General features: G+C 71.2%; 24 protein-coding genes. 11 read left to right on the top strand and 13 right to left on the bottom strand.

Annotation, left to right across the window (positions count from 1 at the left end):
• Positions 1-80: 80 nt before the first annotated feature.
• From ACM26Y_RS10970 to ACM26Y_RS10955, 4 genes are all read left to right on the top strand, one after another.
• Entirely contained in the window at positions 81-809 is a 729-nt protein-coding gene (locus ACM26Y_RS10970) for an amino acid ABC transporter ATP-binding protein (protein WP_203011861.1), read from the top strand.
• 59 nt (positions 810-868) lie between these two features.
• Positions 869-1,702, top strand: coding sequence for a glutamate ABC transporter substrate-binding protein (locus ACM26Y_RS10965; RefSeq protein WP_003935629.1), 834 nt, complete (start codon positions 869-871; stop codon positions 1,700-1,702).
• 83 nt (positions 1,703-1,785) lie between these two features.
• Positions 1,786-2,466, top strand: a complete 681-nt coding sequence (locus ACM26Y_RS10960) for an amino acid ABC transporter permease (RefSeq protein ID WP_003935630.1) — start codon at positions 1,786-1,788, stop codon at positions 2,464-2,466.
• Entirely contained in the window at positions 2,463-3,392 is a 930-nt protein-coding gene (locus tag ACM26Y_RS10955) for an amino acid ABC transporter permease (protein ID WP_416063427.1), read from the top strand. Before ACM26Y_RS10960 ends, ACM26Y_RS10955 begins: the two co-directional genes overlap by 4 nt.
• A 4-nt stretch (positions 3,393-3,396) precedes the next feature.
• On the opposite strand, the gene recX is transcribed toward ACM26Y_RS10955, so the two are convergent.
• From recX to ACM26Y_RS10910, 9 genes are all read right to left on the bottom strand, one after another.
• Positions 3,397-3,975: a recombination regulator RecX gene (recX, locus tag ACM26Y_RS10950; protein WP_003935632.1), complete on the bottom strand. Its 579-nt coding sequence runs from the start codon at positions 3,973-3,975 to the stop codon at positions 3,397-3,399.
• A gap of 8 nt (positions 3,976-3,983) precedes the next feature.
• Positions 3,984-5,024: a recombinase RecA gene (gene recA, locus ACM26Y_RS10945; RefSeq protein ID WP_003935633.1), complete on the bottom strand. Its 1,041-nt coding sequence runs from the start codon at positions 5,022-5,024 to the stop codon at positions 3,984-3,986.
• Between the two features lie 180 nt (positions 5,025-5,204).
• Positions 5,205-5,399 (bottom strand): DUF3046 domain-containing protein, encoded by a 195-nt coding sequence (locus tag ACM26Y_RS10940; protein WP_054373281.1) that lies wholly within the window; start codon positions 5,397-5,399, stop codon positions 5,205-5,207.
• 102 nt (positions 5,400-5,501) lie between these two features.
• Positions 5,502-6,656, bottom strand: a complete 1,155-nt coding sequence (locus ACM26Y_RS10935) for a glycosyltransferase (protein ID WP_416063426.1) — start codon at positions 6,654-6,656, stop codon at positions 5,502-5,504.
• A gap of 121 nt (positions 6,657-6,777) precedes the next feature.
• Positions 6,778-8,313 carry a protein kinase domain-containing protein gene (locus tag ACM26Y_RS10930; protein ID WP_416063425.1) on the bottom strand — a complete coding sequence of 512 codons (1,536 nt, stop codon included), beginning with the start codon at positions 8,311-8,313 and terminating at the stop codon, positions 6,778-6,780.
• Positions 8,314-8,377: 64 nt separating this feature from the next.
• On the bottom strand, positions 8,378-9,247 hold the full coding sequence (locus ACM26Y_RS10925) for an IS5 family transposase (protein ID WP_235431173.1): 870 nt from the start codon (positions 9,245-9,247) through the stop codon (positions 8,378-8,380).
• Between the two features lie 287 nt (positions 9,248-9,534).
• Positions 9,535-10,611 carry an alkene reductase gene (locus ACM26Y_RS10920; RefSeq protein WP_416063657.1) on the bottom strand — a complete coding sequence of 359 codons (1,077 nt, stop codon included), beginning with the start codon at positions 10,609-10,611 and terminating at the stop codon, positions 9,535-9,537.
• An 81-nt stretch (positions 10,612-10,692) separates the two neighbouring features.
• Positions 10,693-12,240 (bottom strand): glycerol-3-phosphate dehydrogenase/oxidase, encoded by a 1,548-nt coding sequence (locus ACM26Y_RS10915; RefSeq protein WP_416063424.1) that lies wholly within the window; start codon positions 12,238-12,240, stop codon positions 10,693-10,695.
• Complete coding sequence (locus tag ACM26Y_RS10910) at positions 12,237-12,854, bottom strand: TetR/AcrR family transcriptional regulator (protein WP_416063423.1); 618 nt, start codon at positions 12,852-12,854, stop codon at positions 12,237-12,239. The genes ACM26Y_RS10915 and ACM26Y_RS10910 overlap by 4 nt, the downstream gene beginning before the upstream one ends.
• 20 nt (positions 12,855-12,874) lie before the next feature.
• Between ACM26Y_RS10910 and ACM26Y_RS10905 the strand changes: the two genes are divergently transcribed.
• Both ACM26Y_RS10905 and ACM26Y_RS10900 read left to right on the top strand, forming a co-directional pair.
• Positions 12,875-14,497, top strand: coding sequence for an FAD-binding oxidoreductase (locus ACM26Y_RS10905; RefSeq protein WP_416063422.1), 1,623 nt, complete (start codon positions 12,875-12,877; stop codon positions 14,495-14,497).
• Entirely contained in the window at positions 14,494-15,399 is a 906-nt protein-coding gene (locus ACM26Y_RS10900; protein ID WP_416063421.1) for a diacylglycerol kinase, read from the top strand. Before ACM26Y_RS10905 ends, ACM26Y_RS10900 begins: the two co-directional genes overlap by 4 nt.
• On the opposite strand, the gene ACM26Y_RS10895 is transcribed toward ACM26Y_RS10900, so the two are convergent.
• Positions 15,381-16,094, bottom strand: coding sequence for a PIG-L deacetylase family protein (locus ACM26Y_RS10895; protein ID WP_003935642.1), 714 nt, complete (start codon positions 16,092-16,094; stop codon positions 15,381-15,383). The two genes, ACM26Y_RS10900 and ACM26Y_RS10895, sit on opposite strands and share 19 nt — an antisense overlap.
• A 57-nt stretch (positions 16,095-16,151) precedes the next feature.
• Between ACM26Y_RS10895 and ACM26Y_RS10890 the strand changes: the two genes are divergently transcribed.
• Both ACM26Y_RS10890 and ACM26Y_RS10885 read left to right on the top strand, forming a co-directional pair.
• Complete coding sequence (locus ACM26Y_RS10890; protein ID WP_416063420.1) at positions 16,152-17,483, top strand: alpha/beta hydrolase; 1,332 nt, start codon at positions 16,152-16,154, stop codon at positions 17,481-17,483.
• Positions 17,480-19,966, top strand: a complete 2,487-nt coding sequence (locus ACM26Y_RS10885) for a phosphatidylglycerol lysyltransferase domain-containing protein (protein WP_416063656.1) — start codon at positions 17,480-17,482, stop codon at positions 19,964-19,966. Before ACM26Y_RS10890 ends, ACM26Y_RS10885 begins: the two co-directional genes overlap by 4 nt.
• Positions 19,967-19,978: 12 nt before the next feature.
• On the opposite strand, the gene ACM26Y_RS10880 is transcribed toward ACM26Y_RS10885, so the two are convergent.
• Entirely contained in the window at positions 19,979-20,152 is a 174-nt protein-coding gene (locus ACM26Y_RS10880) for a hypothetical protein (protein ID WP_003935645.1), read from the bottom strand.
• A gap of 217 nt (positions 20,153-20,369) precedes the next feature.
• Between ACM26Y_RS10880 and ACM26Y_RS10875 the strand changes: the two genes are divergently transcribed.
• From ACM26Y_RS10875 to ACM26Y_RS10865, 3 genes are read left to right on the top strand one after another with little or no spacing between them, the layout of a single operon-like run.
• Positions 20,370-20,966, top strand: a complete 597-nt coding sequence (locus tag ACM26Y_RS10875) for a biotin transporter BioY (protein ID WP_371383056.1) — start codon at positions 20,370-20,372, stop codon at positions 20,964-20,966.
• A gap of 22 nt (positions 20,967-20,988) precedes the next feature.
• Complete coding sequence (locus ACM26Y_RS10870; RefSeq protein ID WP_289377910.1) at positions 20,989-21,669, top strand: energy-coupling factor ABC transporter ATP-binding protein; 681 nt, start codon at positions 20,989-20,991, stop codon at positions 21,667-21,669.
• Positions 21,666-22,271, top strand: coding sequence for an energy-coupling factor transporter transmembrane component T family protein (locus ACM26Y_RS10865; protein ID WP_289377909.1), 606 nt, complete (start codon positions 21,666-21,668; stop codon positions 22,269-22,271). Before ACM26Y_RS10870 ends, ACM26Y_RS10865 begins: the two co-directional genes overlap by 4 nt.
• 15 nt (positions 22,272-22,286) lie before the next feature.
• Here the strand turns inward: ACM26Y_RS10865 and pspM are convergent, their stop codons facing one another.
• Positions 22,287-23,096 (bottom strand): phage shock envelope stress response protein PspM, encoded by an 810-nt coding sequence (gene pspM, locus ACM26Y_RS10860; protein ID WP_416063419.1) that lies wholly within the window; start codon positions 23,094-23,096, stop codon positions 22,287-22,289.
• Between the two features lie 40 nt (positions 23,097-23,136).
• A complete protein-coding gene (locus ACM26Y_RS10855) occupies positions 23,137-23,952 on the bottom strand; it encodes a PspA/IM30 family protein (RefSeq protein ID WP_003935651.1) in 816 nt (271 codons plus the stop codon).
• Between the last annotated feature and the right edge of the window lie 178 nt (positions 23,953-24,130).

Raw genomic sequence — 24,130 nt, 5'->3', positions numbered from 1 at the left:
GGCAGCATAGGGTTCTGTCCATGACACCAGCGGCGGTCGAATCCGAGAAGCCCTCCGGCTCGGCGGGCGGCGCACCCCCGATGATCTCGATGTCGGAGGTGCAGAAGCACTTCGGAGCCCTGCACGTGCTGCAGGACATCAATCTGGAGGTACCTGCGGGGCAGGTCGTGATCGTGGTCGGGCCGTCCGGGTCGGGCAAGTCCACCCTGTGCCGGACCATCAACCGGCTCGAGCCGATCGACTCGGGCGAGATCCGGGTGGACGGGAAGGTACTTCCCGCGGAAGGCAAGGCGCTCGCGGCGCTGCGAGCCGACGTGGGCATGGTGTTCCAGTCGTTCAACCTGTTCGCGCACAAGACGATCCTCGAGAACGTCATGCTCGCCCCCGTGAAGGTGCGACGCAAGGGCAAGAACGATGCCAAGGAGCAGGCCCTGCAGCTTCTCGACCGTGTCGGCATCGCCAACCAGGCGGAGAAGTATCCCGCCCAGCTCTCGGGCGGGCAGCAGCAGCGCGTCGCGATCGCGCGGGCCCTGGCGATGAGCCCGAAGGTCATGCTGTTCGACGAACCGACGTCGGCGCTGGATCCCGAGATGGTCCAGGAGGTGCTCGACGTCATGACGTCGCTGGCCCGGGAGGGCATGACGATGCTCGTCGTCACCCACGAGATGGGTTTCGCCCGCAAGGCCGGCAACCGCGTGCTGTTCATGGCGGACGGGCAGATCGTCGAGGACACCGATCCCGACACGTTCTTCACCGCACCCAAGTCCGCCCGCGCCCAGGATTTCCTCGGCAAGATCCTCAGTCACTGACCCGGCGTCGCCGCCGCACCCGATCCGGGGCGGCACCACCCACAACACGGAGGTACTCGATGAGAATCACCCGCTCGGTTCGCCTGGGCATCGGCGCTGTAGCCGTCGCTGTGCTCGCCACCGCGTGTGGCGGAGACGAGCAGCGCAGTGTGTCGCAGTCCGCCGAGAGCGGCTCCCTCGTCGTCGGCATCAAGTTCGACCAGCCCGGACTCGGGTTGCGCAACCCCGACGGCACCTTCAGCGGATTCGATGTCGAGGTCGCGAAGTACGTCGGGCAGCAGCTGGGGGTGGCGCCGGAGAACATCGAGTTCAAGGAGGCTCCGTCGCCGCAGCGCGAGACCCTCATCGAGAACGGTGAGGTCGACTACATCGTCGCCACCTACTCGATCACCGACGCGCGCAAGGAGAAGGTCGACTTCGCCGGGCCGTACTTCATCGCGGGCCAGTCGCTGCTCGTGCGGGCCGACAACACCGACATCACCGGACCGGAGTCGCTCAGCGGTGGTAAGCGGCTGTGCTCGGTGGCCGGTTCCACGCCCGCACAGAACGTCAAGGACACCTACGCGCAGGATGTGCAGCTGCAGGAGTTCGACACGTACTCCGCTTGCGTGGAGGCGCTGCGCAACGGCGCGGTCGACGCCGTGACCACCGACGACATCATCCTCGCCGGTTACGCGGCTCAGTACCCGGGCCAGCTGAAGGTCGTGGGCGAGCCGTTCACGGAGGAGCGCTACGGCATCGGCCTGGCCAAGGGTGACACCGAGTCCCGCAATCAGCTCAACGACGCGATCGAAGAGATGATCGCGAGCGGTGCCTGGCAGGCGGCCCTCGAGTCCACGGTCGGTCCGTCCGGCTACCCGTTGCCGGAGCCGCCGCAGGTCGACCGCTACTGACCGTCCCATGCCGTCCGGCCGGCCCGTGCGACGACTCGTCGCGGGCCGGCCGGATCCCAGTCCCCGATCGGTGGAGTTGACCTGTGGATCTGTTGAGCAAGTACGGCGACGAGTTGATCGACGCCTTCTGGACCACCGTGCAGTTGACGGTGCTCTCGGCGATCGGCGCGCTGATCCTCGGAACGATCCTCGCCGGGATGCGCGTGTCCCCCGTGCCGGTGGCGCGGGCGGTCGGCACCGTGTACGTGGGGATCTTCCGCAACACCCCCCTGACGCTGATCATCATCTTCTGTCTCTTCGGTTTGTCGCAGACGCTCGGCATCAGCCTGGCGCCGCAGTCGTCGCCGACCTTCCTGGTGGACAACAATTTCCGGCTCGCCGTGCTGGGATTGAGCGTGTACACCGCGGCGTTCGTCTGCGAGTCGCTGCGCTCGGGCATCAATACCGTGAACGTGGGGCAGGCCGAGGCGGGCCGTTCCCTCGGGTTGACCTTCGGCCAGAATCTGCGCCTGATCGTGTTGCCCCAGGCGTTTCGTGCGGTGATCGCCCCTCTCGGTAGCGTGCTGATTGCCTTGACCAAGAATTCGACGATCGCGTCCGTCATCGGCGTCTCGGAGGCCTCCCTGCTGATGAAGACCATGATCGAGAACGAGGCGCAGATCTTCCTCATCGGCGGTATCTTCGCCCTCGGCTTCGTGATCCTGACCCTGCCCACGGGCCTGCTGTTCGGCTGGCTGAGCACGCGATTCGAGGTGTCCCGGTGAGCACCGGCCGCGCAACCGTCCTCTACGACGCTCCCGGTCCCCGGGCGCGAACCCTCTACCACATCGCCTCGGCGGCGGTTGCCGTGCTGCTCGTCGCCGTCGGCTACTTCGTCTACCGGGCTCTCGACGAGAAGGGGCAGCTCACCAGCGAGAAGTGGGACCCGTTCCTCGAATCGAGTTCGTGGACCACGTACCTGATCCCCGGCATCCGCGGCACCCTCGTCGCCGCGGCGATATCGATCGTGCTCGCCCTGGTCCTCGGGGCCGCACTGGGGATCGGCCGGCTCTCCGATCACCGGCCCGTGCGCGCGGTGTGCGGGTTCGTCGTCGAACTGTTCCGGGCCATCCCGGTGCTGATCCTGATGATCTTCGCCTACCAGCTGTTCGCCGAGTACCAGGTCTTCCAGTCGAAGTATCTGGCACTGGCTGCGGTGGTCACCGGTCTGACCCTCTACAACGGCTCGGTGATCGCCGAGATCGTGCGTGCCGGCATCCGGTCCCTGCCCCGCGGGCAGACCGAGGCCGCCGCGGCGCTGGGCATGCGCAAGAGCCAGATCATGCGTCTGATCCTGCTACCGCAGGCCGTCACCGCGATGCTGCCGGCGATCGTCTCGCAGATGGTGGTGGCCCTGAAGGACTCCGCACTCGGTTATCTCATCGGCTACGTCGAAGTCGTGCGGTCCGGTCAGCAGCTCGGCGCGTTCTTCGGCAACTACCTGCCGTCGCTGCTCGTGGTGGCCGCGATCATGATCGTGCTCAACGGCGCGTTGACGGTCCTCGCGACCCGGCTCGAGCGTCGCCTGCGGACCGGGCGCAAGAACCGGGCCGCCATGCCGGAGGCCGACGAGAACGCGCCCGACAACGTCCTGTCCGGCATGACCGTGCCCGGGGTGGACATCACCGGCGAGCACGACAAGCGCCGGTAACGCGTCAGTCGGTGGCGAACTCGCCGGGCCCGGGATCGTGCCCGGCGAGTTCGTTGCGCACCACCTCGAAGGCCAGGCCCTGCGGGTACCCCCGGCGGGCGAGCATGCCGACCAGCCGTCGCACCACCCTGTCCCGCTCCGCGGCGATCTCGCGCCGGTCGCCCTCCGTGGGCAGCGGAGGTTGGGTGCGCAGCTTCTTGCGCACCAGTTCGGTGGCGCGGGCGCGTTCGTCGTCGCCGTCGATCTGCTCGAGCGCCTCCGCGGCCTCGAACTGCCCGATTCCCTTGCGGCGCAGTTCCAGGGCCAGGGCGCGTTTGCCCTTCCCTGCGTACAGGTGGCGGGAGCGCACCCACTGCTGGGCGAACTCGGCGTCGTCGACGAGACCGACCTCCGTCAACCGGTCGAGGGTCCGCTCGGCGACGTCCGCGGCGAAACCCTTCTGTTCGAGTTTCGCGGCGAGTTCGGCGCGGCTGCGAGCCCGGTCGGTCAGCAGACGGAGGCACAGGTCTTTGGCCTGTGCCTCCGTTCCGCCACCGGGCCGGTCGCCGCCGCGCCGGTCACCGCGACGGGAGTCGCCGTCCAATGCCCGACTCAGAAGTCGGCGGGCTCGTCGGCGGGCTCGGCGGTGACGTCTGCCCCGATACCGAGCTTCTCCTTGATCTTCTTCTCGATCTCGTCCCGGATGTCGGTGTTCTCCAGCAGGAACTTGCGGGCGTTCTCCTTGCCCTGACCGAGCTGGTCGCCCTCGTAGGTGTACCAGGAGCCGGACTTGCGGATGAAGCCCTGCTCGACACCCATGTCGATGAGCGAGCCCTCCTTGCTGATGCCCTGGCCGTAGAGGATGTCGAACTCGGCCTGCTTGAAGGGCGGCGACACCTTGTTCTTGACGACCTTGACGCGGGTGCGGTTGCCCACCGCGTCGGAGCCGTCCTTGAGGGTCTCGATGCGCCGCACGTCCAGTCGCACCGAGGCGTAGAACTTCAGAGCCTTACCGCCGGTGGTCGTTTCGGGCGAGCCGAACATGACGCCGATCTTCTCGCGCAGCTGGTTGATGAAGATCGCGGTGGTGCCGGAGTTGTTGAGCGCGCCGGTCATCTTGCGCAGCGCCTGGCTCATCAACCGGGCCTGCAGGCCGACGTGGCTGTCGCCCATCTCGCCCTCGATCTCGGCGCGCGGCACCAGCGCCGCCACCGAGTCGACCACGATGATGTCGAGTGCGCCGGAACGGATCAGCATGTCCGCGATCTCGAGTGCCTGCTCACCGGTATCCGGCTGCGATACGAGCAGGGCGTCGGTGTCGACGCCGAGCTTGCGGGCGTACTCCGGATCGAGAGCGTGCTCGGCGTCGATGAAGGCGGCGATGCCGCCGGCGGCCTGGGCGTTGGCGACCGCGTGCAGCGCGACCGTCGTCTTACCCGAGGATTCCGGGCCGTAGATCTCGACGACCCGTCCGCGCGGGAGGCCACCGATGCCGAGCGCGACGTCGAGTGCGATCGAGCCGGTCGGGATCACGGCGATGGGCTGGCGGGACTCCTCCCCCAGGCGCATCACCGAGCCCTTGCCGAAGCTCTTGTCGATCTGCGCGAGCGCCAGTTCGAGCGCCTTGTCGCGATCGTGTGCCTGTGGTGCCATCGTGGTCCCCTTTTCGAGTCTCGTCTTACTTGCCGATGACGTTAGAGTCCGGCACCGACAAGTTCGCCGTCCCGACCGGCGAGCGGCCGGATCTGTGGATGAATCGGACGCCTGTGGACTACTTCTCCACCACCCGCGCCCCAGCATAGGCGAACAATTGTTCGAACGGAACGGTGCGGTTCACCGCCGCGCGGGCGGGACGTCGAATTCGTCGCACAGGGCCCGCCACACCTCGCGAGGTTCCTGCCCGGCCTCGATGGCCTCGGCCGCGGTACACCCGCCGAGGGAGAGCAGTACGTGGTCACGGAGCAGGGCATCGCCACGCATCTGCCCGAACTCGTTGCGGACACACTCGTGGAATTCGGTCAATCGCACCTGTGCCACGGTAGTCGCTTCCGGCACCTGCCCCGGCGCAGCGCCCAGGGCCCCACGTCGCCGCGCCCATGTCACCGCGCGCACCTCACAAACACCCACGCGTCACCGCGCCGACCGCACGACGCCGCGGCAGACCTTCACCGGGTCCTCGACCTGCGCTGCCGTCGCGGCGGCCAGGCGTGCCGCCCGGGCGAAGCGCGGCTCGGCCAGCACGGTGTCCACGGCCGCCCGCAGCGCGCCGGGGTCGAGCGGCCGCACGACGACCGCGCTGCCCTGCCGGGCGGCCCGATTGGCCAGTTCCCACTGGTCGCCGCCGCCCGGCACCACCACCGCGGGCACCCCGGCACCCAGTGCCTTGGCGAGCATCCCGTGCCCGCCGCCGCACACCACCACGTCGGCCTGCTCAAGCAGCAGATCCTGCCGGCCGTGCCCCGCCACGATACCGTCCGGCCAGGTCCGCTCGGGCGGTTCGAGCATCGCGACGACGATCCGAATCCTGGAGCCGCCGAGACCCGTGCACACGGCGTCGAGCAGGCCGGGCACCCCGGTGGCCGCGGTGGACGGCGCCACCATCACCAGAGGTCCGTCACCGGAGGGCGGCTCCAGGACCTCGCGGGTGGGTTCCCACAGCAGCGGGCCCACAACGTGCGCCTGCACGGGCCAGTCCGGTCGCGGCACCTCGAGGGCCGGCAGGGTGGCGACGAGCCGGGCTGCCGGCCCCGGGTCCCGCGCGGCCAGGCCGATCCCGACGCGGGCCTGCGCCCGTTCGCGCTCCCCCTGCCGGATCGAGCGGGCGGTCGCCGCCCGCAGCACCGCGTCCCGCGCCCGGCCGCGCAGGCCGGTGCCGGGGGCGAGACCGCTGCCGACGGGCGGCAACCCCCGCGAGGGCAGATACAGCGGATGGGGCGACAACTCCACCCAGGGGATGCCGAGACGTTCCGCGGCCATGCCGCCGCCGGCGGTGAGGACGTCGGAGACGACGAGGTCGGGCAGCAGGGCGCTGAGCCCGGGCAGCATCTCCGACGCGATGTGCGCGGCGCGGGCATGGATGCGGGCACCGGCATCGGCGTCGTCGTCCTCCGGACGCGGCGCCAGGCCGGCGAGCGGCGCGAGGGTCACGCCGTCGAGGTCCAGGCCCAGCCACCGCTCGCCGGTGAACAGGACCGGGTCGTCGCCCGCCTCGGCCAGCCGCAGGCTCAGGGCTATCGCGGGGATCGCATGCCCGGCGTCCGGCCCGGCAACCACTGCCACTCGCATCGATTCAGACTGCCACACCGGGATCTCGCACTCTGCGAGCGGCGAGGGTCGGCCCGGCGCCCGAGGCCGTCACCGGCGGGGGGCGCCCCGCTCGTGCCGATCCCGTCGTCCCGGGCGACCGTCAGGGAGACGCCGACCAGAACTGGAGCACCTGTTCGCGGGTGGTGACCGTTCCGTTCTCGATGATCAGCAGTTCGTTCCGGTCGAACGTGTACCGCACGGGTCCCGAGACGACCGTGAATCCGGTGGCATCCGGGACGGCATCGGCCAGCTCGATGTCGGCGCCGTCACTGAGCCGTAGACCCTTGTAGTACAGGTCGTCGAACCCGTTGCGGCACACCAGCACCCGCGACTCCGAGGTGCGCGCCACCGCGACCGCCTCGTCGGCAGCGTTGCAGCGCGGCCCGATGTCGTCGTCGAAGCCCCGGATACCTGCCTGCGCGACGGGGATGCGGTCCGGGCGGCTCTGCGGCACGGCGGTGGTCGTCGGTGCGAGGGAGGGGATCGTGAGGTCGGTGACTTCGGCCGTGGTGGGAGCGGACGCGGACGGAGGCGTAGCCGGCCCGGGAGTGGCGGCCTGTCCGGTGGCCGAGGCGCCGGCCCGTACGTCCGCGTCCGGCGAGCCGTCGCGGGCAAGCAGAATCCCGGTCAGCGCCCCGGCCAGAGCGACAGCCGCCACCACGCCCAGCAGTACGAACAACGGCCGCAGGGAACGCGCCGTCGGAGGTTCGGACGCGGCGGTGGGCCCGGGATGCAGCGGGGCGGGGGTCGATGCGGCGGCGACCGTCCGCGTCGGCTCGGTGACCGGCTCGTCGAGAGCGGCGCGCGCGGCGGCGGCCAGCGCGCCGCACGTGGGGAAGCGGTCCTCGGGTCGCTTGGCCATCGCACGGGCAATCACCGCGTCGAGCGCGGGTGGCAGCTCCGGCCGCGCCACGGTGGGACGCGGCGGGGCCAAGTGCAGATGTGCGTGAACCAGATGCGCCGCCTCGGTTCCCGGGAAGGGGGGCCGGGTCGTGAGCAGCTGATAGAGCGTGCAGCCCAAGGCGTAGACGTCGGTGCGAGGACCGGGCGGCCGTCCCTCGATCTGTTCCGGGGAGGCGTACTGCAGGCTGGCGACGAGGATGCCGGTCTCGGTGACCGCCGTGCTGCCGAGACCCTTGGCGATCCCGAAGTCCGCGAGCAGGACGCGCTCCGGTTCACTGCCACTACTCGGGGCGAGCAGGATGTTCGCGGGCTTGACGTCGCGGTGCAGCACACCGTGCGCGTGCGCGTGATCGAGTGCCCGAGCGGTCTCGGACACGATGTGCACGGCGCGCGCCGGACGCATCGGACCCTCTCGCAGCGCACCCACCGCATCGGTGCCGTCCACGTACTGCATCGCAATCCACAACTGGTCGCCGACGTTGCCGCGGTCGTACACGGTGACGATGTTGGGATGCTCGAGCCGCGCCGCGTGGTCGGCCTCCCGGAGGAACCGGCTGCGGTTGCCGGGGTTCGCGGTCGCCGACAGGTCGAGCAGCTTCAGTGCGACGAAACGCGGCAGATTGGGATGCCGCGCCAGGTAGACGCTGCCCATGCCCCCGGTCGCGAGGCGGCGTTCGATGCGGTACCCGGCGAACACGGAACCGGGCTGCAATTCTCCCACGGTGTCGTCCACTCCCGAGTCCGTCGCGGGCGCCCGCCCGACTGCCGCCTCAGAGAGTGTTGTGGAACCCGCGCTGTCAGTCGGTGAGGTCCTCTGCTAGCCGGCGTGCCGCTTCGGCTTCGATCGGACCGCGGGGCTCGATGTCTTCGCCGGCCAGGCGGGCCGCCATGAGCCTGATCATCGCGACCTGGATCATGGCCTCGGCATGTGCCGTCTTGCGTTCGTAGTCCCGTGCCAACCGTCTACACCTCGTCAACCATCCGAAGGTCCTCTCGACCACCCACCGCCGGGGCAGCACCTGGAAGCCTTTCACGTCCGCGTTGCGAGGTACCACCACGACCTCGAGATTCTCGGTGCGGGCCGCCCAGTCGACCAGGCCCGCATCGACCGAGTTGACGTACCCGCCGTCGACCCACACCAGCCCCAAGCCGGGGAACCGGGTCCGGGCCCCGGCCAGCACCAGCCGGGCCCCGGCCCGGTCCTGCACCGACGCCGAGTGCACCAGCCCGACCAACATCAACCCGAGGGTGTCGACCAGCAGATGACGCTTGCGGCCCCGGACGCGTTTGCCGGCGTCGTAGCCGATCTGCTCGCCGCCCTCGCTGCTGCGCACCGACTGCGAGTCCAGCACCGCCGCCGATGGCTGCGGATCACGTCCGTCGTTGGCACGCAACCGATCTCGCAGGGTGTCGTGGATGCGCGCCCAGGTGCCGTCCGCGCTCCAGGCGGCGAAGATCCGGTAGGCGGTGCTCCACGGGGCCAGATCGTGCGGGACCAGCCGCCAGGCGCAGCCGGTGGCCAGCACGTACAAGATCGTGTCGACGACCAGTCGGCGCGGGTGCACCGGCGGCCGGCCCCCGAGCCGCGGACTCGGTCGAGGCAGCAGCGGTTCGATCACCGCCCACTGCGCATCGGTCAGCGACGAGTCGTAGGCGGGCTTGCACACACACGGACACACGTACCGAGACGATCATCGATCACGTTCGGATACCACGGCCGACACGCCGCGTCCGCACAGGGTTCCACAACACTCTCTCAGACTATCGCGCACCGACGTAGGCCCCGCAGCCGAATGCTCCGAATCGGATCGAGGCGCGAGCCGACGTCGTCCGAGGCGCGGGAGGATCGCACGCACCCCGGCGCCGGAGGCCTGGTCGGCGGCAGGTGACCACGAGGCGCGCGGCCACCCGGCCGGCTCTGCCCGGCTGCCGGAGCCGGGCAGAGCCGCGGTGTTCAGCCCGCGTGCAGGAAGGGGTAGTCGGTGTAGCCCTCGGCGCCCGACGAGTAGAACAACGACGGCTGCGGCTGGTTCTCCGGGTGCTCCCCCGCCCAGCGCTCGACCAGGTCCGGGTTCGCGAGGACCGCCCGGCCCACGGCCACGGCGTCGGCATGGGCGGCCTCGATCAGCTCCACCGCTTCGTCCCGGGTGGTCGGCGAGCCGAAGCCGCTGTTGCCGATCAGCTTGCCGCCGAACCGCCGGCGCAGCTCCTGCACCAGCTCGCCGGCCGGATCCTTGTGCAGCACGGAGAGGTATGCCAGGCCCAGTGGACGGAGCCGGTCGAGGAGGGCGCCGTAGGTGGCGAGGACGTCGTCGCGATCGGTCTCGTAGGCATCCTGGATGTTGTGCTCGGGCGAGATCCGCAGTCCGACCCGGCCGGGGCCGATGGCCGACGCCACCGCCGTGACCACCTCGACGACGAAGCGAGCCCGGTTCTCCGGAGAGCCGCCGTACTCGTCCGTGCGCTGATTGGCGGCGGGCGATAGGAACTCGTGCAGCAGGTAACCGTTGGCGCTGTGGATCTCCACGCCGTCCAGCCCGGCCTCGATCGCCCGGCGCGCCGCGGCGACGAACTCCTCGACGATCCCCCGCGCTTCGTCGGCGCTCAGCGCGTGCGGTACCGGATACGTCTGCTTGCCCTTCTCGGTGTGCCCCACGCCGTCGATCGCGATCGCGCTCGGAGCGACGACCCGCCGTCCGCCGTTCACGTCGGGGTGGGTCACACGTCCGCCGTGCATCACCTGCATCACGATGCGGCCGCCGCGGGCGTGCACCGCCTCGGCCACCCTTCGCCAACCGGCCACCTGCGCGTCGGTGACGATTCCCGGCTGGCCGACGAAGGCCTGCGACTCGTGGTTCAGGTAGGTGCCTTCGGTGATGATCAGCCCGACACTCGCCCGCTGCCGGTAGTGCTCGACCACCAGGTCGCCGGGAACACCGGACGGTCCGGACCGCAGCCGGGTCAGCGGGGCCATGACGACCCGGTTGGCGAGCTCGAGATCTCCGAGAGTGACGGGTGTGAACAAGTCCATGGCAGGGGCAACGGGCGCGGGCACACCTGCGATTCCCGATCGGCGGGAGTGCGGCGGGCGTCACACCGGTCGCCGCCGGGGTCAGTCCGGTACGTCGCTCAGCACGTCACCGGCGGCGGGGAGCGCCCGGGCCCGGTCACCGGGTACGAGTCCGATCCGGGTGCGGCGGTCGAGGAGGTCGTCGACATCGAGGGCGCCCTCGTGGGTGACCGCGAACTCGAGTTCCGCACGGCTGACGTCGAGTCCGGGGGCGATCGGTTCGAGTGCATGCGGGCCCACGGCGAGCCGCGCAGCTTCGGTGCCGTAGCGCCGCACCAGGTTCGGCGGGGCCGCGACGGTGCGCAGCACGCCGGGCGGGGCCGCGCCGACGAGGGCGAGCCGGGTGGTGCGGCACGGCCCGGCACGCAGCCCGGCCGTCTCGACGGCCGCGTCGACGGCGTCCTGCGCCATCCGCCGGTAGGTGGTGAGCTTGCCCCCGACGATGCCGATCGGACCGGCTTCGGACCGCACGACTGCGTGCCGGCGTGACAGGTCCGCGGTGGCATCCCCGGTCTCGGTGCCCGGTGCAGACGAGTCGAGCAGCGGCCGCAGTCCCGCGAAGGTCCCGAGGACGTCGTTGCGGGTCAGGGGCGTGGCGAGGGCCGTGTTGGCGGTGTCGAGGAGGAAATCGATCTCGCTGTCGGTGGCCTGCGGGACGTCCGGCAGCGGACCGGGCGCCGCCTCGTCTGTCAGACCCAGGTAGATCCGGCCCGACTGCGCGGGCAGCGCGAAGACGAATCGGTTGGTGGCGCCGGGAATCGGCACGGTGAGCGCGGCGGTCGGGTTGCCGAGGGCGGCGGCGTCGAGGACGAGGTGCGTGCCGCGGCTGGGTCGCAGCCGGATCGAAGGATCCACCTGTCCGGCCCACACGCCGGCCGCATTGATCACGGCAGCGGCCGTCACCCGCATCTCGGTGCCGGTGAGCGTGTCACGCAGGACGGCACCGCCGGCGGTGACCGAATGCGCGTCGATGCGGGTGAGGATGCGGGCACCGTGCGAGGCGGCGGTGCGGGCGAGAGCGACGACGAGCCGGGCGTCGTCGACGAGCTGGCCGTCGTAGGCGAGCAGTCCCCCGCGCAACCCGTCGCGCCGGACGGCGGGCACCAGGTCGGCGACGCGTCCCGCGCCGATGCGACGCGAGCGCGGCAGCACCGCGGACGACGTGTGCGCGGAGACGCGCAGGGCGTCGCCGGCGAGGAACCCGGTGCGCACGAGTGCGGCCTCGCCGCGGCCCACCGACGGCAGCAGCGGTACCAGCTGCGGCATCGCCCGCACCAGGTGCGGCGCCGTGTGGGTCATCAGGATGCCCCGCTCGACGGCGCTCTCGCGGGCGATGCCGATGTTCCCGGTGGCGAGGTAGCGCAGTCCGCCGTGGACGAGCTTCGAGCTCCACCGGCTCGTGCCGAAGGCGAGATCGTGACGTTCGACGAGGACGACGCTCAGGCCGCGTGCCGCCGCGTCGAGGGCGGCGCCCGTGCCGGTGACCCCGCCGCCGACGACGAGCACGTCGACGGAGGGGTGGGCGGCGAGGTCGTCGAGTTCCCGCCGTCGGCGGGCGGCGTCGAGGGCGCTGGAGGCAGGTCCGGTCACGGTCGATCCTCTCCGGCAGGGGCCAGGTAGGTGTCCACGGCGTGCGCCAGCTCGGTCAGCAGCGCCTCCCGGTCGACCACCTCGGCGATCATTCCGGCGGACTGTACGACCGACTGGGCGGTGAGCAGTACGAACGCGGCGAGCGTACGGGCGTCCCCGGCGCGGACGGTGCCGTCGCGCTGACCGCGGGTGAGCGCACCGGTCAGCACCTCGAGCACCGCGTGCTGGCTGGTGCCGAGCCGATCCACGATGTACGTCATGAGCAGGTCCGGATCCGACCGCAGGATCTTCTCGAACAGCGGGTGCGTGCCGATCTCGTCGACGGCCGTCACGACGGCCCGCACGATCCGCGGGCGGACGGGTCCCTCGCCGCCGAGATCCGGCAGGACGGCGCGGATTTCCCGGGTGAGCAGGTCCGCGACCAGGGCACGGGTGTCGGGCCAGCGGCGATAGACCGTGGGGCGGCTGACACCGGCGCGGCGCGCCACCTCGGCGAGGGTGGTGCGCCGCAGCCCGAAGTCGAGCAGGCAGGAGCGGGTGGCGTCGAGGATCTGATTCTCGACGGTCGTCGCCGGCGCGCCCGACGACCGGAATTCTTCGTTACGGATAGACATTGTGTGTAACACTGTAACGCATGACTGCGAGCTTCACACCCAGACATCCGTCCGCTGCCACCGAGATGGAGTGGGACGCGTGGGGTACGGCGGATCGCCGGAAGGAACTCGGCGAAGGCGTCCGCGCCCTGCTGCAACAGGCCCTCGGCGTGGACACCCGCCGGGCCCCGTCCCTGCCCGAAACCGCGGTGCGGCTCCTCCCCTCCCGGCTGGACACCCGGCACCACCACAGCCTCGAACGCATCGTCGGTCCCGGGCAGGTCGCCGACGACGACGCGGCCCGGCTCCGCCACGCCGGCGGCAAGAGCACCCTCGACCTGCTGCGACGACAGGACCCCGGTCCGCAGGAAGCCCCCGACGCGGTGGTGCGCCCCGGCAGCCACGACGAGGTACTCGCCGTACTCGACTACTGCGCCGGCGAGGCGATCGCCGTCGTTCCGTTCGGCGGCGGCACCAGCGTCGTCGGCGGACTGGACCCGGTGCGCGGCGGATTCGACACCGTCGTCGCAGTGGACCTGCGACGAATGAACGCGCTCACCGATCTCGATCCGGTCTCCGGTCTGGCGACGCTGCAGGCCGGCGCGACCGGACCACAGGCCGAGGAACTGCTCGGCGCCCACGGCTTCTCGCTCGGGCACTTCCCGCAGAGTTTCCGCCACGCGACCGTCGGCGGATTCGCCGTGACCCGGTCCTCCGGCCAGGCGTCTGCGGGCTACGGCCGATTCGACGACATGGTCGAGCATCTCGTCGTCGCCACGCCGAGCGGTACCGTGCGGGCAGGCCGCGCCCCGGCCTCGGCCGCCGGGCCGGACCTGCGGCAGTTGTTCCTCGGCTCCGAGGGACTGTTCGGCATCGTCACCGAGGTCGGCGTGCGCATCCACCCGATCCCCGCCGCGGTCGCCCGTCGCGCCTGGTCGTTCCCGGACTTCGCCACGGGTGCAGACGCGTTGCGCACCCTGGTGCAGACCGGCGCCGTCCCCACCGTGCTGCGTCTGTCGGACGAGTCCGAGACCGCGGTCAACCTCGCGATGCACGAACACATCGGTTCGACCGCCCCTACCGGCTGCCTGGCCGTGACCACCGTCGAGGGCACCGCCGACCACGTGCGGGCCCGCGCCGCCGAGATCGATGCGCTGCTTGCAGCCACCGGCGGCACCGACCTCGGCGAGGAACCGGCCCGGACCTGGGAGCACGGCAGATTCGACGCACCGCACCTGCGCGACGCGCTGCTGCGGGCGGGGGCACTCGCCGAGACCCTCGAAACCGCCACCACCTGGAGCAATCTGGGGCGGTTGCGGACCGCGGTGACCGACGCGCTCACCGCTTCACTGCAGGACCAGGGCACCCCACCGTTGGTGCTGTGTCACATCTCGCACACCTACCCCACCGGAGCATCCCTGTACTTCACCGTCGTGTGCGCACAGGCGGACGATCCCCTCACGCAGTGGTCGGCAGCCAAGCGTGCCGCGACGGACGCGATCGTGACGGCCGGCGGAACGGTCACCCACCATCACGCCGTGGGCCGGGACCACCGGCCCTGGATGGCAGAGGAGATCGGCACACTCGGCACCGGCCTGCTGCGTGCGGTCAAGGACGCAATCGACCCCCGAGGCATCCTCAACCCTGGAAAGCTGCTGCCGTGATCGAATCCGTCACCGTCCTGACGAATCCGGCCGCGGGTCCGCGTACCGCGCGCGCGACGAGGGCTGCCACGGCCCGGTTGCACGAACGGGGCCTGCACGTCACCGAGATCGCGGGCGACACCCCGGATCACTCGCTCGAACTGGTACGGCACACCGTGGCCGCCGGTACCGGGGCACTCGTCGCGGTCGGCGGGGACGGGCTCGTCTGGCTCGCTTGGCAGGCACTCGCGCAGACCGGCATACCGCTGGGCATCGTCCCGGCCGGAACCGGCAACGATCTGGCCCGCGTCCTGCATCTGCCGTCGGATCCGGTGGCCGCGGCCGACGTGGTCGCCGACGGGTCCACGCGGACGATCGATCTCGGCCGGGTCCGGGCCGCCGGCCGGCCGGACTACTGGTTCGGCACCGTGCTCGCCAGCGGCTTCGACTCACTGGTCACCGACCGCGCCAACCGGATGCGGCGGCCGCGCGGCCGGCTGCGCTACAACGTCGCGATGGTCGCGGAACTGGCACATCTGCGCTTGCTCCCGTACCGCATCACGCTGGACGACGACGACCTCGAGGTGGCGGCGACGATGGTGGCCGTGGGCAACGCCTCGACCTACGGGGGCGGCATGCGCATCGCCCCGGACGCACGTCTCGACGACGGCCTCCTCGACATCGTGATCGTGACCTCGGCCAACAGGACCCGCCTGCTGCGCCTGTTCCCGACCGTCTATCGCGGCACCCATGTCGAGCTGGACGAGGTGACCGTACGCCGCACCCGGCGAGTCCGGCTCGAATGTCCCGGCATCTCCGCCTACGCGGACGGCGAGCCGCTCGGCCCGCTGCCCGTCGACGTGGAGGCCGTACCCGGCGCCGGAGTCGTCCTCGTGCCCGCTGCTCAGCCCCCGAACGTGTAGAGCTCGAAGCCGGCGGCCCGGTCGAAGCCGGGCAGCGCCGCGGTGGCCGACTCCACCTGCGCCCGGGCCTGGTCGATCACGGGGTCGGGCGCGAGTGCTTCGAGGTAGCGACGATGCTCGGCCAGGGACGCGACACCGGCCTCGACCGTGTCGGTGACGTCCACCGCGTGAGTAGGTGACGTCGTGCTCACCGCGACCCACCGCACTCCCGGCCACGGCGGCAGTCCCTGCTCGGTCAGCTCCGGGAAGATCCACTCGTTCGCCGCGTCGGCGACCGCGTCGAGCACGCTCAGTCCCAGGGCCCGGTGATCGGCACTGTTGAGGACACCGGGAAACCACGTGAGCCCGAAATGGCCGGTCACCACCATCTCCGGACGGTGGCGCCGGATCGCCGCCGCAAGATCGCGACGCAGTTCCGGTCCGGCCACCAGGCGGCCGTCGGGATGCCCGAGAAACTCCACCACCTCGACTCCGACGACGCGAGCCGAAGCCCGCTCCTCCTGCTCACGCAGCGGCCCGCACTCGGCCGGTGGCAGACCTGCGATGCCGGCCTCACCGCTGGTCGCCAGCACGTACCGCACGTCCTTGCCCTGGCGGGTCCACCGCGCCACCGCCGACGCCGCACCGTACTCGATGTCGTCCGGGTGCGCGGCGATCACGAGCGCACGCTGCCAGTCCTCGGGTACCGGTTCCATTGCTCCACTATCGCCGATCCCGGTGCGCCGGTGGGAGCCTCGCGCATACTGGAAGTCGTGTCGTGGTCCGGACTCGTCGAGGCAGCGCTCGACGTGCGATTGACCACGACGGCCGCCGCCGTGGTGTTCGTCGTCCTCACCGTCGGCGGTTTCACCGCGCTCCTCGCACGCCGGAGCCGCCGATGGCTCGTCGTGTGGGTTCCCGCGGCCGTCGCGTCCGCGGTCGTGCTCGTGCTCGTGGCGGCCGTGCTCGTGGAGGAGGTGTGGCGACCGTTTCCGGACCGACTGCCACGCTCGGTGTACGTGTGGTCCGGCCTGGCGGTCCTCGCGATCGCGCTCGGCGCCGGCCGGTGGGTCGTCCGGCACCGGGACCGGCGACCGCTGGCCGCGGCCGGTCTCGTCGTGGCCGTCGTGGCGGTGGTGGTGGCCGCCGCGGGTCAGGTCAACGCGGTGTACGACGCCTATCCGACGGTGCGTGCGGCCCTCGGTCTGAGCAACTACCGCACGGTGCCGCTCGCCGAGGCCCTGGGCCCGGCGACGGCGACGATCGACCGGCGACCGCTGTCGGAGAACTGGACACCGCCCGGCGACCTGCCGAAAACCGGGGCCGTGACGACCGCACGGATACCGGGGGCTGTCTCCGGATTCCGTGCGCGGGACGCGCGAATCTACCTCCCCCCGGCATACTTCGCCGACCCGCGACCCGAGCTGCCCGTACTGGTGCTGCTGGCCGGCCAGCCCGGTGGCACCGAGGACTGGCTCGTCGGCGGACGGTTGACACAGATCATGGACGCCTACGCGGCGGAGCACGACGGCCTCGCACCCGTCGTCGTGCTGGCCGACGGAACCGGCGGGCAGTTCGACAACCCGCTGTGCGTCGACTCGCATCTCGGCAACGTCGCGACGTACCTGACCGTCGACGTGCCGGCCTGGGTGCGCGGGCAGCTGCAGGTCGACCCCGATCCGTCCGGATGGGCGATCGGCGGCTTCTCCTACGGCGGGACGTGCGCCCTGCAGCTGGCGACCACCCGGCCCGACGTCTACCCGACCTTCCTCGACCTGTCGGGACAGGCGGAACCCACCATCGGAGACCGGGACCGCACCGTCCGGGAGGTGTTCGGCGGCGACGCGGCCGCCTTCGCACGCAACAACCCGGCCGAGTTGCTGACCCGCAACCGGTACCCCGGATCGGCGGGTGCCTTCGTCGTCGGTCTCGACGACCGCGAATATCGTTCCGGACTGGAGCAACTGACGACAGCGGCCGCGGCCGCCGGAATGGACGTCCACCTGACGGAGCTGCCCGGCGCACACAGCTTCGCGGTGTGGTCCGCCGGACTGGAGAAGGAGTTGCCGTGGCTCAGCCGACGACTCGGCCTCGTCGCTCGATGACGGCGCGTGCCGGCCGGGTGCTGCGCCGGGCTCCGGTGTCCCTGACCCTGCTCGCGGTGATCTGGGTGGCCGGACTCGTCACCGGTTCGGTGCTGCACGGCCCGTCGCGCGAGCTGGCCCTCCAGATTTCGCTGGGCACCGGCAGCATCGGCGAGGGCCGCGTGTGGGTGCTGTGGACCTCCGGGCTGTTCGCCTCCGGTCTCGGCGAGTACATTCTCGCGACTGCGGCGATCCTCGCGGTGGCCGTGCCCGTCGAGAACCGGATCGGTGCCCGCAGGTTCGCGGTGGCCGCCGTCGTCTCGCAGGGCACAGGGGCCGCGCTCGCGCTCGTCGTGGCGCTGCTCGCGTCCTCCGTGCCGAACTCGTGGGGCTTCGCACTGCACGGTCACCTGATCGAGGACCCGCTGCCGTGGATCCTGGGCACCCTGCTCGCGGCCACCGCGGCCATGGGCACACTGTGGCGTCGCCGTATTCGCACCCTGCTGCTGGCGTTCCTCGTCACGACCGCGCTGTTCGCCGGCCACCTGCAGGACGTCACCCGCCTCTGTGCGGCGCTGACGGGGCTGTTCCTCGGTCCGGTGCTGTTCGGGCGGGCCGCCCGCGGTCCGGCACTCGGCGGCACGGTGCGGGAGCGCCGCACCCTGGTGGCGCTCGTCGTGGCGGCGAGCGTCCTCGGGCCCGTCCTCGCGGCGTTCTCCCCCCACGCCATCGGCCCGCTGTCCGCGCTGCGCGAGCTGTTCGACCAGGTCCCCTACACCGCACGGGAGCTGGTCGACGTCTGCGCGGACCCGGCGCTGCGCGACGAGTGCCGCAAGGGGCAGCAGGCGCTGCGCCTGTCGGGCATCGGGCCCCTGGTGATGAACCTCATGCCGTCGGCGGTGCTGCTGGTCGGAGCGGAGGGTCTGCGCCGCGGGCGCCGCGCGGCCTGGCTGCTGTCGGTGTGGGGACACGTCGCACTGATCGCCGTGGCCGCAGTGAGCGTGATCGTGCAGATCACCGAGCAGGACGAGACCCGCTCGCTGCTGTACGGCGCACGCCGCAGCAGCTCGGTCTCCATGGAACTCGCCCCGCTGCTCGCCCTCGTCGCGGTGCTCGTGCTGCTGCTGGCGACCCGGCGGTTGTTCGGCGTGCGGGCACCGCGCGGCACCTATCCTCGCGTGTGGCTGGGCACCGGAGCCGCCGCAGGCGTCGCCCTCGTGGCCTACGTGGCGCTGGGAACTCTGCTCTCCGACGACTTCGACCGCGATCCGGGCATGGGCACGCTGCTGCGCGACGCGCCGCGGCGGCTCGTCCCGCCGGTGTACCTGCAGTTGTTCGAACCGCCCGTGCTGCCGCTGACGTCGCCCGCCACGCTGCTGTTCGAGTGGGTCGGAGTCCTCGTGTGGGTCACGTTCTGCCTGCTGATGCTGCGCAGCTTCGTGGTCCCGGCCGTCGGGCACGATCCCCGCGACGAGCTTCGCGTCCGCGCGCTGCTGCACCACCCGGGGGGAGGGTCCCTGTCGTGGATGACCACGTGGAGCGGCAACCGGTACTGGTTCACCGACGACGGCCGGCACGCCGTCGCCTACCGGGTGCACTCGGGTGTCGCGCTGACCACCGGTGACCCCGTGGGCGATCCGGCCGACCTCGAGCGGGCGGTCGACGAGTTCGCCACGTACTGTCTCGGCAACGGCTGGACCCCGTGCTTCTACTCCGTCGGGGAGGGCACCGCCGCGATCGCCCGGGACCACGGCTGGAGCTGCCTGCGGGTAGCCGAGGAGACGGTCGTGGCGCTGCCCGACCTCGCCTTCAAGGGCAAGAAGTTCCAGGACGTGCGCACCGCGCTCAACCGCGCCGTCAAGGACGGAGTGCAGGCACGGTGGACGACGTTCACGGAGGCTCCGCTGGCGGTGACGGAACAGATCGTGGAGATCTCCGAGGAGTGGGTCGCCGACAAGGGCCTCCCCGAGATGGGCTTCACCCTCGGTGGGCTAGAAGAACTGCGCGACCCCGAGGTGCGGCTGCTCCTGGCGATCGACGCGGACGACCGCGTGCACGCGGTGACCTCGTGGCTGCCGGTCTACCGGGACGGCGCCCTGGTCGGTCTGACGCTGGACTTCATGCGCCGCCGCTCGGACGGATTCCGTCCCGCAATGGAATTCCTCATCGCCTCCGCCGCGATGTCCGCGCAGGAGGAGGGTCTCGAGTTCCTCAGCTTGTCCGGCGCGCCGCTCGCCGGAACCGACCCGGCCGCCGACGCATTCGACCGCGGCGCACTCGACGCGCTGCTCGATCTGCTGGGCCGCACCCTCGAACCGGTCTACGGATTCCGGTCCCTGCTCGCCTTCAAGGCGAAGTTCCAGCCGCAGCACCGGCCCATGTACATGGTCTTCCCCGACGCTGCAGCACTGCCCACGATCGGACTCGCCGTCGGGCATGCGTATCTGCCCGACGTGTCGCTCGGGCAGGGACGCCGGCTGGTCGCACAGTTGCTGCGCAGATGAGCCGGCGTCACCTCACACGCGGGTGATGTGATCGTCCTTGCTGCCGCTCACGGCCTTGTACACCATGTAGCCGCCGAAGATCAGCGCACTCACCACGAGAATTCCGAACAGGTGCTCCGCAAGCGCCCCGATCACCACGAGAGCGATCCACACCAGCGCCACCACACCCACGATCTTCCAGAACATCGCCTACTCCTTGCCTCGTTGCCGTTCGAGGTCGATCCTGACACTCCCCGCATCGAAAAACACCAGGTCAACGCAGAGATCAGGGAAAGATGGGTGGTTACCCCGAGGCCGGGGCGGCACCGTTGGGGGCCCGGCCCGGAGCGGGGTGGTGACAAGGAGCACGCCGCGGCGGCATACCCTCGACAGGTTCGGTCCCCTCGTCAGAAGGCTGAGAATCGTGTCCTCGACCCGCAGCACGCCCGCCCGCGACCTGGCGCAGATCGCCGTGTTCGCCGCCCTGATCATCGCCCTGGGCCTGCCCGGACAGATCACCGTGGGCTCGTCGGGCGTGCCGATCACGCTGCAGACACTGGGCGTCATGCTTGCCGGCGCTCTGCTCGGCGTCCGCAAGGGCGTGCTGTCGGTGGCGACGGTGATCGTGCTGGGCCTGGCGCTGCCGGTGCTCGCGGGGGGACGCACCACCCTCACCGCGCTGGCCGGTCCCACGGTCGGCTTCCTGCTCGGCTGGCTGCCCGCCGTCGCGGTGATCGGCTGGCTCTCGGCGCGCATGCTGCCCCGCTACCGGGTGCTGCCGGGCATCGCCGTCAACGTGCTCGGCGGCATCGTCGTGCTCTACGTGTTCGGGATCGCCGGCATGCTCGCGCGCACCGATCTCACGCTGTGGGCGGCCCTGAGCGCGAACGCCACCTTCCTGCCCGGTGACCTGCTCAAGGCCGTCGTGGCGGCGGTCGTCGCCGCGCAGGTGCACCGCGCCTACCCCGCCCTGTCGAGCCCGAGCGCACCGGCGCGCCCGGCCGTCGATCCCGCGCAGTAGACGTCGCGCCGGGCACGACCGCATGAGCGAGATCCGCTTCCGGCAGGTGGGGCACGCCTACGGGGAGCGCACCGTCCTCGACGGCATCGACGTGACCCTCACCGAGCGCCGCGTCGGGATCGTCGGTGCCAACGGCAGCGGCAAGTCCACTCTGGCCCGCATGATCAACGGACTGGTGGTCCCGACCTCCGGCACGGTGACGGTGGACGGCCTCGACACCGCCCGCAAGGCCCGCGAGGTGCGCCGGCGCGTGGGATTCGTCTTCACCGATCCCGATCATCAGATCGTGATGCCCACCGTCGCGGAGGACGTCGCGTTCTCCCTGCGCCGCAGCGGACTCGGCAAGGACGAGCGCGCGGAACGGGTACGGCGGGTGCTCGCCGACTTCGGGCTGGCCGGGCACCACGACCACCCGAGTCACCTGCTCTCCGGGGGGCAGAAGCAGCTCCTCGCCCTCGCGGCGATCATGGTCACCGAGCCGCGCGTACTGGTGGCGGACGAGCCGACGACACTGCTGGACCTGCGCAACGCCCGGCTGATCGCCCGGACCTTCGCCGCCCTCGAGCAGCAACTGGTCGTGGTCACCCACCATCTGGACCTGCTGGCGGGCTTCGATCGGGTGCTCGTCGTCGACGGCGGCCGCGTCGTCGCCGACGATGCGCCGGGCCCGGCGATCGACTTCTACCGCAGGCTGGTCTCGTGAGCACCCTGGGGCTGTACCACCGTGCGTCGTCACCGATGCACCGGGCACCGGCGGGGCCGAAGCTGCTCGTCACCGCCGCACTCATCGTGGCGCTCACGGTATGGATGCGGCAGCCGTGGCAGGTGCCGGTTGCCGCGGCGCTCGTGCTCGGGCTCTACCTGATGGCCCGGATCCCGCCCCGTCCCGCACTGCGCCAGCTCCGGCCGCTGCTGTGGATGCTCGTGGTGATCGCGGCGTTCCAGGTGCTGCTCGCCGGCTGGGAGCGGGCGGTGGTGGTGTGCGGCCAGCTGCTGGTCGCGGTGGCCCTGGCCGCGCTCGTCACGCTGACGACCCGGGTGAGCGACATGCTCGACGCGATCGTGACGGGACTTCGTCCGCTCCGCCGGGTCGGCGTCGACGCGGAACGGGTGGGCCTGGTACTGGTGATGACCGTGCGGGCCGTCCCGATGCTCGGCGCGATCGTCGCGCAGGTCACCGAGGCACGCAAGGCGCGCGGTCTCGGCTTCTCGCTGCGGGCTTTGGCGGTGCCCGTCGTGGTCGGGGCGTTGCTGACTGCCGAGGCGATGGGCGAGGCCCTCGTCGCCCGCGGGCTGGACGACTGAGTCGCCGATGCGGCGTCAGTACCGGTAGCGGCCCTCGATCTGCTGGATCTCCCGCCACGACTGGGCCCAGCCCTCGAGTCGATCCGAGGCCGAGATCAGCTCCGCGCGTTGACGGTCGAGCAGTTCCATCGAGCGGGTTCCGTCCGGGGCCGCCGCGAGCCGCGCGGCGGCGGCGACGAGTTCCTCGAACTGGTCGACGCCCGTGTCGAGCCGCTTCCCGGCGGCCGCGACGGCCGGTCCGAGGTGGGCTTGCGCGGCGGCACTGTCACGAGCCGCGGCTTCGAGCGCGACCACGTCGACCGCGACCGCTTCGAGGGCGGCGGAGGCATCCCGGGCGGCCGACGCGATCTCCTCGAGGTCGTCGGCGGCGACGGCGCGGGAGCGGGCCAGCACCGACAGCAGCTGGGCAAGACTCTGTTCGTCGCTGGCGAGCCGGGCCATCGGGGCCCGCGCCACGGAACCCGACGGCGGCAGCGCCCGGCGGGCGGGCGCCGGCGGCGGCAGCGCCACGGCGTCGAGACGCCGGAAGGTACGGAATGCGAGTGCGGCGGGCACGACGAGCGCGGCGGTCGTGCCGCCGGTGGCGACGATGGTCCAGTCGGGAGCCGACGCTGCCACCAGGGTCGCCGTGCCGACGCCACCCATTCCGGAGGCGGTGCCGAAGATGCGGGCCCGGCGGCGGGCGCGACGCTTCTTGCGGCGCAACCGGGCTGCGGGGTCGTTCCAGCGGCGTGCCGCCTCGACCACGTTGCCGGTCATGTCCCGGAGCGCGGCCGCGGCCGGACCGGGGAACTGGCCGGTCCGGCCGCGTGCGGGAATGTTCATGACGATGTCGCGTTTCTGCCGTCGGTCCTCGTCGCCGGAGCTACTGAGAGCCGGCGCTGCCCGCCGCCGAGGGCGGTTCCTTGGTCGGGTTGACCGCAGGGGTCGCGGGCGCCGCGGCTCCGGGCAGCGCCTCGCCCTTCATGGAGGCCCGGATCTGCTCGAGACGGCTGTGGCCGGCCATCTGAACGGTGGCCTGCTGGACCTCGAGCATCCGGCCGTGCACCGAGTTCTGGGCGAGTTCGGCCGACCCGAGCGCGGTGGCGTAGCGGCGCTCGATCTTCTCGCGGACCGCGTCGAGGCTCGGTGTGGTGCCCGGCGCGGCGAGCGTCGAGTCCATCGAGCGCAGGGACTCGCTCACGCGCTCCTGCATCTTGGCCTGCTCGAGCTGGCTGAGCAGCTTGGTGCGCTCGGCCACCTTCTGCTGCAGCGCCATCGCGTTCTGCTCGACGGCCTTCTTCGCCTGGGCCGCGGCCTGCAGAGACTGGTCGTGCAGGACCTTCAGGTCTTCGACGGACTGCTCGGCGGTGACGAGCTGGGCCGCGAAGGCCTCCGCGGCGTTCGTGTACTGGATGGCCTTCTCGGTGTCTCCGGCGGCGTTGGCCTGGTCGGCCATGAGCACGGCCTGTCGCGCGCTCGCGTTCAGCTTCTCGACCTCGTCCAGCTGACGGTTGAGCTTCATCTCCAGCTGACGCTGGTTGCCGATGACGGACGCGGCCTGCTGGGACAGCGCCTGGTGCTGACGCTGCGCATCCTCGATCGCCTGCTGAATCTGGACCTTCGGATCGGCCTTCTCATCGATCTTGGAGTTGAACAGTGCCATCAGGTACTTCCAACCCTTGACGAACGGATTAGCCATGGGTGTGATCCTGCCTCCATCTGGTACGCCGCGGCGAACGCGACCCGATGCACGGCCCTCGCGCACCGTTTCCGGACGGCCCTGGGATCCCCGCAGACCCGGCCGTCGTGTGTCCCGAGCCACCCCCCGGTGGTGACCCGGAGTGTGTCGCTTTCGGCCGCGTCCGGCCAGGCCGGCG

This window comes from Rhodococcus indonesiensis (assembly GCF_047782815.1).
Lineage (GTDB): Bacteria > Actinomycetota > Actinomycetes > Mycobacteriales > Mycobacteriaceae > Rhodococcus > Rhodococcus indonesiensis.
Note: the sequence above shows the minus strand (reverse complement) of the source record. Positions and strands in the feature narration are given on the sequence as shown.

What these genes read in the sequence shown, in the direction of transcription:
- ACM26Y_RS10970 (WP_203011861.1), top strand. Translation starts at nt 81, where the DNA reads ATGATCTCGATGTCGGAGGTGCAGAAGCACTTCGGAGCCCTGCACGTG.
- ACM26Y_RS10965 (WP_003935629.1), top strand. Translation starts at nt 869, where the DNA reads ATGAGAATCACCCGCTCGGTTCGCCTGGGCATCGGCGCTGTAGCCGTC.
- recA (WP_003935633.1), bottom strand. Translation starts at nt 5,024, where the DNA reads ATGGCACCACAGGCACACGATCGCGACAAGGCGCTCGAACTGGCGCTC.
- ACM26Y_RS10935 (WP_416063426.1), bottom strand. Translation starts at nt 6,656, where the DNA reads ATGCGAGTGGCAGTGGTTGCCGGGCCGGACGCCGGGCATGCGATCCCC.
- ACM26Y_RS10920 (WP_416063657.1), bottom strand. Translation starts at nt 10,611, where the DNA reads ATGGACTTGTTCACACCCGTCACTCTCGGAGATCTCGAGCTCGCCAAC.
- ACM26Y_RS10910 (WP_416063423.1), bottom strand. Translation starts at nt 12,854, where the DNA reads ATGTCTATCCGTAACGAAGAATTCCGGTCGTCGGGCGCGCCGGCGACG.
- ACM26Y_RS10905 (WP_416063422.1), top strand. Translation starts at nt 12,875, where the DNA reads ATGACTGCGAGCTTCACACCCAGACATCCGTCCGCTGCCACCGAGATG.
- ACM26Y_RS10895 (WP_003935642.1), bottom strand. Translation starts at nt 16,094, where the DNA reads ATGGAACCGGTACCCGAGGACTGGCAGCGTGCGCTCGTGATCGCCGCG.
- ACM26Y_RS10885 (WP_416063656.1), top strand. Translation starts at nt 17,480, where the DNA reads ATGACGGCGCGTGCCGGCCGGGTGCTGCGCCGGGCTCCGGTGTCCCTG.
- ACM26Y_RS10880 (WP_003935645.1), bottom strand. Translation starts at nt 20,152, where the DNA reads ATGTTCTGGAAGATCGTGGGTGTGGTGGCGCTGGTGTGGATCGCTCTC.
- ACM26Y_RS10870 (WP_289377910.1), top strand. Translation starts at nt 20,989, where the DNA reads ATGAGCGAGATCCGCTTCCGGCAGGTGGGGCACGCCTACGGGGAGCGC.
- pspM (WP_416063419.1), bottom strand. Translation starts at nt 23,096, where the DNA reads ATGAACATTCCCGCACGCGGCCGGACCGGCCAGTTCCCCGGTCCGGCC.
- ACM26Y_RS10855 (WP_003935651.1), bottom strand. Translation starts at nt 23,952, where the DNA reads ATGGCTAATCCGTTCGTCAAGGGTTGGAAGTACCTGATGGCACTGTTC.